The sequence below is a fragment of the Bacillus sp. Pc3 genome (assembly GCF_000815145.1).
In the GTDB taxonomy this organism is placed as follows: Bacteria; Bacillota; Bacilli; order Bacillales; family Bacillaceae; genus Bacillus; species Bacillus velezensis.
Genome location: NZ_CP010406.1, coordinates 317,194 through 330,608, shown reverse-complemented (window position 1 = coordinate 330,608; position 13,415 = coordinate 317,194). Strand labels below are relative to the sequence as shown.

The window sequence follows — 13,415 nt, the reverse complement described above, 5'->3', positions numbered from 1 at the left end:
GTGAAGAACTTCAATAAGCAAATCACTTTATCGCTGAAAAATCCGTTTATTTTACATCATGACGTTTACGGACAAAAAGTCCTTCCGGGATTGGCTTATATTGATATGTTTTATCAGATTTTCAAAGAGCGCGGCTATTCATACGACGGGCTTCAGCTGCGCCATTTATCCATATATCAGCCGCTTATCGCGAAAGAAGACAGCGCCGTCAAGCTTACGGTTGAATGTACAAAGGTAAAAGAAGGGCGCTGGAAACTTACCGCAAAAGGGGCTGAGGTCAGCGGCGGACGAGTCCAGCCGGAAGAACGTATTTACGTCAAAGCGGAAATGCACGAGACAGCACCTGCAATTTTCAGTGAAACGCTTGATCTTGACTCTGTCAAACGCGAGGCGCAACGCACCATTGATTTAAATGAGCTTTATGCACAATGCAGAAGCCAGGAATTGGTTCACAGCGGATATATGAAAGCGGAAGGAGAAGTGTTTGAGGAGCGGGACGGCGTCACCTTTGATGTATCGCTCGGAAAAGACGCGATGGGACAGGCCGGAGGGTTTTTGTTCCATCCGACTCTTCTTGACGGAAGCGGCGTCGGCGCAAACCTATTGATCTCATCGCTGTTAAATGGGGAAAAGAGGCTGTTTCTGCCTCTTTTCTACGAATCTTTTACAGCTTCCGAACCTTTGCAGAGCGGCTGCATCACGAGAATCAAACGTTCGTCGCTTCGGCAGGAAAAGGAGCTCATTTACATTACACTGGAGTTTTTTAACGCATCCGGCCGGAAAGTAGCCGAGCTGAAAGATTTCACAAGCAAGCTCGTGCGGGATGCCGAGCTGATCAATACAGAACGAAAGACTGCTGAGAGTTCTCCTGAAAAAGCCGGTTTACCGGAAGTTGCGGCATCGCTTGAAGGCGGACACCCGCATGAGGAAGCGGAACGGTATGTCATGAATCTGATGGCTGAAAAAATCGGCAAGCCGCTTGAACAGATTGATTCTCAAGTCGGCTACTATGAAATGGGGCTGACATCGTCCGGACTGCTTGACGTCGTCGAAACGATCAGCGAAAAAATCGGCGAAACCCTTTCTCCGACTTTGCTGTTTGAATATACGACGGCAGCAGAGCTGGCAGCTTTCCTGACTGAGCAGTACGGGAGCCATTTCAGCGCGTCTCCGGCAAAGATGGAGAAGCCGGTTGAGCCGCAAACAGAAAACAGGCGGAAAAGCAGTGTGCCGCTAGATGAAGATATCGCAATTATCGGCATGGCCGGCCGCTATCCGCAGGCCGAAAATATTCATGAATTCTGGGAAAACCTGAAAGAAGGAAAAAACTGTGTCACCGAAATTCCGGAGTCTCGCTGGGACTGGCGCCGGTTTGAAAATGTAAAGTCGCCTTCCGGAAAGAGCATTTCAAAATGGGGCGGATTTATTGATGATCCGGATTGCTTTGATCCCCAATTTTTCCGGATTACGCCGCGGGAAGCTGAAACAATGGACCCTCAGGAACGGCTGTTTTTACAAACATGCTGGGAAACGATTGAGGATGCCGGATATACGCCGAAGTCGCTCGCAGAGGCGCGCGGACGGAATAAGAGACAGCGCGTCGGCGTCTTCGCAGGGGTGATGCATAAGGATTATACGTTGGTCGGGGCTGAAGCTTCTTCTGAAGATCATGTATTCCCGCTTTCTCTTAATTATGCGCAAATCGCAAACAGAGTTTCATATTTTTGCAATTTTCACGGGCCGAGCATGGCGGTCGATACGGTCTGTTCATCTTCGCTGACTGCGGTTCACCTTGCTGCGGAAAGCATTCGGCGCGGGGAATGTGAATCGGCGGTTGCCGGAGGGGTCAATTTGTCGCTGCATCCGAATAAATATCTGACATACGGTTTATGGGACATGTTTTCAACAGACGGGGTTTGTCATACATTCGGGAAAGACGGAGACGGCTATGTACCGGCTGAAGGAATCGGTGCCGTTTTATTAAAACCGCTGCGAGAGGCGGTAAAAGACGGAGACCGGATTTATGCGGTGATAAAGGGCAGTGCCGTCAACCACGTGGGGACAGTGAGCGGAATTTCCGTGCCGAGTCCTGTCGCGCAGGCCGATTTGATTGAAGAATGCCTGGACAAAGCGGGCATCGATCCGCGCACGGTCAGTTATATTGAGGCGCACGGGACGGGAACTTCTCTCGGCGATCCGATCGAGGTTCAAGGCCTTGTCAAGGCGTTCCGCCAGTACACACAGGACAAACAGTTCTGTTCGATCGGATCAGTGAAGTCCAATATCGGCCATGCGGAATCGGCTGCGGGCATCAGCGGCTTAAGCAAGGTTGCCCTGCAGCTTCACCATAAAACTTTGGTGCCGTCTCTTCATTCGGAGGAGCTGAATCCGTATTTAGATTTTGAACAATCACCGTTTTACGTCCAGCATCATACCGAAGCATGGCAGCAGCCATCAGTGACGGAAAACGGAACCGAAACCGTATATCCCCGGCGTGCGGGCATCAGCTCTTTCGGGGCGACAGGTTCAAACGTGCATCTCATTCTGGAGGAATTTATCCCTGAAGAATCACACGGAACAAATGCTGAACCGGCAGAAGAACAGACATTCATTTTCCCGGTTTCAGCCCGGAATGAAGAACGGCTAAAAGAGTACGTTGCGAAGCTGTCTGCATTTATTCATCCCGGCCTGCCGCTTGAGGATGCGGCGTATACACTTCAGATCGGCCGTGAACAGATGGAGGAGCGGGTTGCGTTCACCGCTCAGGATATGACACAGCTCAAAGAGCGGCTGGAAGGCTTTCTGGCGGGTAAAACGGTCAGCGGGTGCTGGCGGAACCGAGCCGATAAAAGCAAACAGGCAGAGCTTGCTCCGGACTTGATACATAAATGGCTTTCTTCCGGGAGACTGGAGATGATTGCCGAAAAGTGGGCCGGCGGAGGAACGATGGATTGGAATCTCTTGTACGGTGAAAACAAACCGAATCGGATCAGCCTGCCGACATATCCGTTTGAAAAAATCCGGTATTGGGTGCCGAAGGCGGAGAAAAGAGAATCGCTGCCGCAAAAAAATGCAGGCATGCTGCATCCGCTCCTGCATGAAAATGTATCAAACATGTCAGGCGTCCGTTTTCGGTCCTCGTTTAGCGGCGGAGAATTCTTCCTGAAAGATCACGTCGTCAAAAACGAGCGGACGTTACCGGGCGCGGCTTATCTGGAAATGGTCCGGGCGGCCGTGGAACATGCGGCAGAAACGAAGGAAGAAGGAACAGTCCGGCTGAAACATGTCGTATGGATACGTCCGTTTACAGCGGCGGATGAGTCCGCAGAACTGTATCTCCGTCTTTATGACGAAGAAAATGGGGAGATGGGATTTACGGTTTACAGTGAATCGGCTTCCTCGGAACAAGAGCCCGTTCTCTATGCGCAAGGAAGCGCGGCGTTTGCCCGAACGGGCGAACCGGCCAAAATCGAGATTGACAAATTAAGAGAGTCACGCCGTCTGATCACACCTGACGCTTGCTATCAGGCATACAAACAGATGGGGATTGAATACGGGGATGCTCACAAAGCGGTCACGGAAATCTATGCAAAAGACAGCAAAGTGCTCGCGAAGCTCTCACTCCCGTCATCTATTTCTCATACAAAAGATCAGTTTGTCCTCCATCCGAGCCTTTTGGATGCGGCCTTCCACGCGACAATCGGGTTAATGCTTGACAGAGACGGGACTGACATACGGCCGATGCTGCCGTTTGCTCTCGAACAGATTGATGTGTTGAAAAGCTGTAAAAGCAATATGTGGGTTTCCATTGCGTACAGCGGCGAAAGCAAGCCTGAAGATGCCGTGCAGAAGCTGGATATTGATGTATGTGACGAACAAGGCAATGTATGTGTGAAAATGACTGGTTATTCCGCACGGGAAATTGAAACGGATAAAACAGATACACTATATTTTGAACACGTATGGGAAGAGAAGACCGCTGTACATGAAGAAGCGCCGATCCATTTCAAAGCCCGTCACGTGATGATATCTGACCGGTTTACGGATCAAATGAACAGCATACAGACAGACTTCAGCTGTCATGTGCTCCGTGATCAGCATAAGAGTGAAGACGAACGGTTTGAAGCTTGTGCGCTTCAGGCGTTCGAAGAAGTGAAGAAAATCCTCGCTTCAAATTCCGGCGGGCGCGAACTCATTCAGATTGTCGTGCCTCAAGAAGCGGATACGCAGCTCCTTTGCGGCTTAACGGGGCTTTTGAAAACAGCGGCGCTTGAAAACCCGAACCTGACCGGCCAGCTGATTGAATTGGAGCCGGACGTCAAGGCAGACATTCTGTCCCGATATGTAAGTGAATGCAGCGCTCATCCTGATGACAAGCATATTCGCTATGAAAACGGCAGGCGCTATACGGCACAATGGCAGGAAACGGGTCTTGAACAGTTCGGCGCCGAAAAGCCGTGGAAGGATAAAGGTGTTTATCTGATCACAGGCGGTGCGGGCGGACTCGGATTTTTATTCGCCAGAGAAATCGCCCGGCATGCAAAAGACGCCGTTCTTATTTTAACGGGGCGTTCTCTGTTGGATAACCGTAAAAAAGCCCAGCTTCAAGAACTGTCCGATCTCGGCGCGCAAGCTGTGTACAAACAAACGGACATGACGGAAAAACAAGAAGTTCAATCGCTCACAGCGGACATCTGTCGGCAGTACGGCGGATTAAACGGTATCATACACAGCGCCGGAACGATAAAAGACAACTATATTCTGAAAAAACACAAAGATGAAATCCGTGATGTACTGGCGCCGAAAGTCTCCGGGCTGGTTCATCTTGATGAAGCGGCAAAGGACATTGAGCTTGATTTTCTGATTCTTTTCTCTTCCGGAGCCGGAAGCGCCGGAAGCGCGGGCCAGGCTGATTATGCGATGGCCAATGCGTTTATGAACGCCTTCAGTGAAAAAAGAAACCGTAAAAAAGCCCGAAATGAACGCTATGGACACACCCTTTCAATCTGCTGGCCGCTTTGGAAAGACGGCGGCATGACGGTTGATGCTGAAACGGAAGCCATGCTGACAAAAGAAAGCGGCATGGTCCCTATGCAAACAGAAAACGGCATTCAGGCTTTATACCGCGGGTGGGCGGCAAACACATCCCAAGTCATGGTGACGGAAGGCTACGCCGCAAAAATCCGGGCGTTTCTGAAAAAATCAGCGGATGATCAGCCGGATAAGGGCAGCGAAACCGAAGAACCGGCGGGTCTTACAGCAGGCGGAGAGAACATGCTTGCAGAAAAAACGGAGCATTTCTTGAAACAAGTGCTTTCGGAAGTGACCAAACTTCCTGTCGGCAAAATTGATGCCAAGGCGCCTATGGAAGATTACGGAATTGATTCGATTATGATTATGCATTTGACGGGCCGGCTGGAAAAGAGCTTCGGCTCATTATCAAAAACATTGTTTTTCGAGTACCAGAATATCGAATCGCTGGCGCAGTATTTTATGAAAGCACACCGGGACACGCTGCTGGAAGTGACCGGGATGAAAACAGAAGAAGCCCCTGCAGCCAAACCTGCGCTGTCTGAGAAAGAGAAAGTAAAGCCCGTTTTCAAACGGAATGAAGGCAAAAAAGGCTTTGCGCAAGTCCGTCCGGAAACGCGGGAAAATCAGCAGCTGACAGAGCGTGAAGATATCGCGATTATCGGTATATCAGGACGATATCCGCAGGCCGAAAATCTTCAGGGATTTTGGAAGAATTTGAGTGAAGGCACTGACTGCATAACCGAAATTCCAAACGATCGCTGGGATCACAGTCTTTATTACGACGCTGATAAAGATAAAGAAGGCAAGACGTACGGAAAATGGGGAGGATTTTTGAAAGACGTGGACAAATTTGATCCGCAATTCTTCTCTATTTCGCCCCGGGATGCAAAATTGATGGACCCGCAGGAGCGGTTATTCCTGCAATGTGTCTACGAAACGATGGAAGATGCCGGTTACACGCGCAAAAAGCTCACGGAAAAATCGGGTGATTTGCTTGGCGCCAATGTCGGTGTTTACGTCGGCGTCATGTACGAGGAATATCAGCTTTACGGAGCCGAAGAACAGGCGCGCGGAAAATCGCTTGCGCTGACCGGAAATCCGTCATCAATTGCGAACAGGGCTTCCTATGTATTCGGTTTTAACGGCCCGAGCATGGCTCTGGATACGATGTGCTCTTCTTCTTTAACAGCCATTCATCTGGCATGCCAAAGCTTGCGGAACGGGGAATGCGAAGCAGCATTTGCCGGGGGCGTCAATGTATCCGTTCATCCGAATAAATATTTGATGCTCGGCCAGAACAGATTTTTATCAAGCAAAGGCAGATGTGAAAGTTTCGGAGAAGGCGGAGACGGTTATGTGCCCGGTGAAGGAGTGGGCGCCGTACTCCTTAAGCCGCTTTCTAAAGCGAAAGCGGACGGTGATCATATTTACGGTCTGATCAAAGGAACGGCCGTGAACCATGATGGAAAAACAAACGGGTATTCCGTACCGAATCCGAACGCCCAAGCCGCGGTGATCAAACAGGCGTTAAAAGACGCGGGAACCGATCCGAGGGCGGTCAGCTACATCGAAGCCCACGGCACCGGGACTTCACTCGGCGATCCGATTGAAATCACGGGTCTGACAAAAGCCTTTTCAGAACAAACACAAGATAAACAGTTTTGCGCCATCGGCTCAGCGAAATCCAATATCGGCCACTGTGAAAGCGCGGCGGGCATCGCCGGGCTGACGAAGGTGCTCCTGCAAATGAAACATAAGCAGCTAGCACCGTCACTGCATTCCCGGACGCTTAATCCGAATATTGATTTTCTCGCTACGCCGTTTAAAGTGCAGCAGACGCTTGAAGAGTGGAAAAGACCGGTCATAAATGATAAGGAACTGCCGAGAACCGCGGGGCTTTCCTCATTCGGAGCCGGCGGCGTCAACGCTCATATCGTCATCGAAGAATATTCCGCTGATGAGGATAAGGAGACGGCTTTTGCCGCGCCTCATCCGTCGATGATCGTCCTTTCCGCAAAAAATGAGAAACGGCTTCAAAAACGGGCGAAACGTCTTCTTGATGCACTGCGGAGCGGGCGTTACCGGGAAGCGGATCTGAGCCGGATCGCATATACGCTTCAAATCGGCCGTGAACCGATGGAAGAGCGTCTCGGAATGATTGTCAGCAATTTGCGCGAGCTTGAAGAGAAGCTTGACGAATTTACGGGCGGCAAGGAGTCAATTGACCAGCTCTACCGGGGACAAGTCAAACAGAATAAAGACACGATGGCGCTGTTTGCGGCTGATGAGGACATGGAAAAAACCATTGAGGCGTGGCTTGAAAAAGGCAAAGCCGCAAAGGTATTAGAGCTTTGGGTGAAGGGCCTTCCGCTGAATTGGGATAAGCTGTATCAAATGGGCAGACCGCAAAAAATCAGTCTCCCGGCCTACCCGTTTGCAAAAGACCGTTATTGGATCGACATATCAGCAGATGCAGCTGTCAAAAGACCGGCCGAAACACAGTCTGCGCCGATCGCACCGGCGGCCGCCCCGGAACCGGTCATTGAAGTAACAACTCTTCACGAGGAGACTGTCAAAGAAAAACCGTCAAATATTACACTGCAGCCTTTGAGCGGCGCGAAACCGAAAAGAACCGTACAGTCTGTTTCCCGTCCGGCGGTTTCCGCTGAAAAAGTAAGTGCCGTATTGACCGAAAGTTTGGCAGACGTTTTATATATGGATGCCGACGATATCGACGCAGACGACACATTTATTGATATCGGCATGGATTCAATTACCGGTCTTGAATGGATAAAGTCTGTTAATAAAGCATACGGCACGTCCCTTACGGTGACGAAAGTATATGATTATCCGACAATCCGCCAGTTTGCGGCTTTCTTGCAAAAAGAGCTCGGGACAGAACCGATCCTTGAGGAAGCAACCGAACCGCAGAAATCAGAGGCCGTGAAAAAACCGTCAAACATCATGCTGCAGCCTTTAAACGCTCATAAGCAGCATGTGACACAAGCAGAAGCGGATATTCTGGAGGCGATGTCTGAAACGGCAGCTTCCGCCGAACCGGAAGAACCGATTGAAGCGGTGCATGACGAGTTATCAAAAGCACTGGCTGATGTATTGTACATGGAGCGGCATGAAGTAGATATTGATGAGGCCTTTATTGACTTGGGTATGGATTCGATTACCGGTCTTGAATGGATAAAGGCCGTCAATAAACGGTACGGCACGGACTGTAACGTAACGAAAGTGTATGATTATCCGACAATCCGTCAATTTGCCGATTTTCTGCGTACGCAGCCGTCCGTCCGCGGCAGAAAAAAACAGGCGGTTCCCGTACGTCCAAAGCCGCTTACGCAGCAACATGCCCCGCAGGAGAAAACACCTGCCGAGCCGGAGAGATTAACGATTCAAAAGGAACCTGAACCGGTGCAGGCCAAACGGGAGCATAAAGACGAGATAGCGGACGCGATAGCCATCGTCGGCATGTCGGGAAAGTACCCGGATGCGCCGGACCTAAAGACGTATTGGGACAACTTAGCCCGTGCGAAAAACGCCATTCGCGACATTCCGCTTTCCCGCTGGGATGTAAACAAATACTATGATCCGGCCTTAAACAAGAAGGGCAAAGTATACTGCAGATCAATCGGTATGCTTGACGGCATTGAAGAGTTTGATCCGCTGTTCTTTAATATATCTCCGTCTGAAGCGGAACTTATGGACCCGCAGCACCGGATATTTTTACAGGAAGGTTTTAAAGCCTTTGAAGATGCGGGTTACAGCTCAAAAGAATTAAACGGGAAAAATTGCGGCGTTTATTTGGGGATTATGAACAATGAATACGGCATGATGTTAAACAAACATCAGACAGGAGGAAGCGCGACGGGCAACAGTTTCAGCATCGCGGCGGCACGTCTGCCTTATTATCTCAATTTGAAAGGGCCGGCCATTCCGATTGATACGGCATGCTCTTCATCTCTCGTCGGGACTCATTTGGCGCGTCAGGCGCTGTTGAATCATGAAATTGACATGGCGCTTGTCGGCGGTGTCACCTTGTATTTAACGCCTGAATCATACATCAGCATGTGTGAAGCAGGAATGCTGTCTCCTGACGGCCAATGTAAAGCATTTGATAACAGTGCGAACGGATTTGTGCCTGGCGAAGGCGCGGGGGCGCTCATTTTGAAGAGGCTGAAAGATGCGGAAGCCGATCAAGACCATATTTACGGAGTCATTATCGGATCTGGAATTAACCAGGACGGAAAAACCAACGGCATTACCGCACCAAGCGCGAAAAGCCAAATGGATTTAGAGCGCCAAGTGTATGAAGCGCACAACATCCACCCTGAGAGCATCACCTATGCGGAAATGCACGGCACCGGCACAAAGCAGGGGGATCCGATTGAATTAGAAGCCCTGTCTTCTGTATTTAAGGAAAAAACGGACCGCAAACAATTTTGCGCCATCGGTTCGGTTAAATCGAATATTGGGCATACGTCGGCGGCGGCAGGTGTAGCAAGCGTCCAGAAGGTTCTGCTGTCGATGAAGCATCAGCAGCTTGTGCCGACCCTTCATTTCAGCACGCCGAATGAACATTTTGATTTCGATGACTCGCCTTTATTTGTCAATACCGAACTCAAACCTTGGGAAACAGGCGGAGCACCGCGGCGGGCTTGTGTCAGCTCATTCGGCTACAGCGGCACAAACGCTCATCTCGTTATCGAGGAGTATCAGCCGAAAGACCGGGGAAGCCGTAAGCCTGATGAGACAAACATTTTTGTGCTGTCGGCGAAAAAAGCGCTGCAGGTAAAAACCTATGCCGAGTCTGTGATCGAATTTGCAAAAGCCAATCAGAATATCAACCTTTCAGATATGGCATACACGCTTCAAACCGGGCGTGATGCGATGGATTACCGTCTTGCGGTTACAGCCGGTTCGAGAGAAGAACTGATCAGCCGTTTAACCGATTTTGTAAACGGAAATACGGGTGAAGGGATATATGAAGCCCATATCAAAACGGCTAAAAAAGAAATCAAAGCATTTGAAACGGACGATGACCTGAAGCAGCTTGTGAGGTCATGGTTCGATAAGAAAAAATACGCCAAAATAGCAGAATTGTGGGCCAAAGGGCTTCAGATGGACTGGGACAGACTCTATCAAGGCGAAAAACCCCGCAGAATCAGTCTGCCGGCTTATCCGTTTGCGAAGGAGCCGTACTGGCTGCCTGAGCCGAAAGTCATACCGCAGGAAACAGAAGACCGGCGCGAGGCTGTGCTTTTAGAAAAGCAATGGGTTCCGTGTGAGATCGATTCGGCCGGTAAGAAAAGCGGCAGGACGGTCATGATTCTGGCTGATGGAAGAACAGCGGAGCTAGCCGAAGAGACTGCAAAGCATTTCGCTGACTCATTCATTCTCCCGGTCGATTCGGCTGACACTGCAGCTAGCGATTGGAATCACATAGATGGCGCAATCGATCTGACGGGATGCGGAGACGAAGACCCTTCACTGGAAGGGATCAGCCGGCTCCAGACTCTGATTGATACAAGCCGCCGGCAAGCGCGGCCGCTGACGTTGCTATATGTAACAAAAGGCTTGGAGCCATTTCAGCAGAAAACGATTCATCTTGCAGGAGCGGCAAAAAGCGGCCTGTACAGAATGCTTCAAAATGAGTATCAAAACGTGACGTCCAGACACATGGATGCCGATACAGATACGGATCAGCAGACGCTTGCCAAACAGATTGCAGATGAATTTTCGGCGGACTGCACAGAACCGGAAATCTGCCGCCGAAACGGACAGAGATACCGTGCTTTATTCAGGGAGATTCCAAGCGGGAAGCGAGCAGAACATAAGCCCGCACCGTTTCCTGAAGACCATGTGCTTTTCATTACCGGAGGCACGAGGGGACTGGGTCTCTTATGCGCCCGCCATTTCACAGAAAAACACGGCGTGAAAAAAGTAGTGCTGACAGGCAGGGAGCCGATTCCTCCCCGTCATAAACGTTCAGCCGTTAAGACGAGGCTGAAAGAGAAGATACGGGCGATTGAAGAGCTTGAAGCAAAAGGAGTGCAAGTGGCGGTGATCAGTCTGAAATTGTCTGATCATGATGCGGCGGCAGCGGAAATTGAAACGATCCGGCGCACGATGGGACCGATCGGCGGCGTCATTCATTGTGCGGGATCGGTTAATTCAGTAAATCCGGCGTTTATCAGAAAGACTGCCGACGACATACAAGAAGTGCTGGAACCGAAAGTCGCAGGGCTTCAAACATTAAGCAGCCTTTTCACAAATGATCCTTTGCAATTTTTTGTCTTATTTTCTTCAGTATCTGCAGTCGTTCCGGCGCTCGCGGCGGGACAGTCGGATTATGCGATGGCAAATGCGTACATGGATTATTTCGCGGCGGCTCATCAGCATCAATATCCGTTAGTCAGCATTCAATGGCCGAACTGGAAGGAAACCGGATTGGGTGAAGTCCGCACAGAAAGCCTGAAGCAGACCGGGCTGCTGGGACTGTCCAACGCGGAAGGACTTGACTTGCTGGACCGTATTTTATCTGAAAACATCCGCCCGTCCGTTCTGCCGGCTATCGTTGATCGGAGCGAATGGCATCCTGACAGGCTGCTCTGTCAAGAGAAAACACAAAAAGCCGTAATAACCGGCAAAGCCGCTGAAAAACATTCAGACAGAGAACTGCTTATTGATACGAAGGCGTGGCTTGTGAAACTGTTTTCCGATGAGCTGAAAATCGCTCCGGAAGAACTGGAAACAGACGAACCGTTTCAGGATTACGGGGTTGATTCGATCATTTTAGCGCAGCTTTTACAGCAAATGAATCAAGCGCTCAAAGAGGACTTAGATCCGTCTGTTTTATATGAACATCCGACGATTGACGCGTTTGCCGAATGGCTTGTATCCAATGGACAGCCGCTGCTTGCAGAAAGGGAGGAACCTGATACAGAAATCTTGGTTCCGGCTGCCGTACAAACGGTTCATACTGAACAAAAGCGTGATGCCGTAACTGAAGACATTGCCGTCGTCGGAATGAGCTGCCGTTTTCCGGGAGCGGAATCGTTAGAACAATATTGGGACTTGCTGAGACGCGGCAGGTCCGCAATCGGCTCAGTCCCGGCGGAACGTTTCGGATATGCAAATCAATACGTTGCGGGATTGATTGACAATATGGATCACTTTGATTCCGAATTCTTTTTCATTCCGGAAAACGACGCGAAAGCGATGGATCCTCAGGCATTGGCGGTGTTGGAAGAGAGCTTGAAACTTTGGTGCCATGCCGGCTATACCCGTGAAGAAATCAAGGGCATAGAAGCCGGTGTGTATATCGGAGGCCGCAGCCAGCATCAGCCTGATCCTGAAATTCTTGCGAATACCCGCAACCCGATCGTTGCGGGCGGGCAGAATTATTTAGCGGCAAACGTTTCGCAATTTTTTGATCTGCGCGGGCCGAGCATCGTGCTTGATACGGCTTGTTCATCGGCTTTGACAGGAATGAACATGGCCGTTCAGGCACTGAGAAGCGGCGATATCAAAGCGGCGGTAGTTGGCGGTGTCAGCCTGCTGAACACGGATGCGGCGCACCGGATGTTCCAAGAGCGCGGGCTGTTAAACGAAAAACCGGCATTTCACGTATTTGACAAGCGTTCAGGCGGAGTTGTCCTCGGTGAAGGCGTCGGCATGGTGCTGTTAAAAACAGTAAGCCAGGCGCAAAAAGACGGCGACACGATACACGCGGTCATTAAGGCCGCCGCCATGAACAATGACGGCAGAACGGCAGGCCCGTCAGCTCCTAATATGCAGGCGCAAAAAGACGTCATGCAAAGCGCGCTTTTCAAAAGCGGCAAAAAGCCGGAAGACATCAGTTATATCGAAGCAAACGGATCGGGTTCCGCGGTCACTGATTTGCTTGAGCTGAAGGCGATTCAATCCGTATACCGCTCAGGTCAGCATGTTCCGCTCGGCATCGGGTCAATTAAGCCGAACATCGGGCATCCGCTTTGCGCAGAAGGCATCGCAAGCTTCATTAAAATCGTATTAATGCTGAAGCATAAACAAACGGTTCCGTTCCTCTCAGGAGATGAACCGATGCCGCATTTTGATATAACAAAGACAGATTTTCATTTTCATAAAACAGCCGGTGAATGGGATGCAGCCAGACCGTCAGCAGCCATCAACTGCTTTGCCGACGGCGGAACGAACGCCCACGTCATTCTGGAAGCTTGGGAAGAAAAAGATACCCGAATGAAAAGAAAGCCGCTGCCGGTACCGTCATTAAGACGTAAGGCTCTGGTAAAAGAACCTGACGTACTAGCGGAGAAACAAGAGCTTCCTGCGAAAAAAATGTTCTGGAAAGCATTTAAATGAGAGAGGAG

1 protein-coding gene is annotated in these 13,415 nt (G+C 50.3%); it reads left to right on the top strand.

The genetic code is table 11. The annotated features are described in order from the left end of the window. A complete protein-coding gene (locus tag SB24_RS01190) occupies positions 1-13,407 on the top strand; it encodes a type I polyketide synthase (protein ID WP_039251454.1) in 13,407 nt (4,468 codons plus the stop codon). Positions 13,408-13,415: the final 8 nt, after the last annotated feature.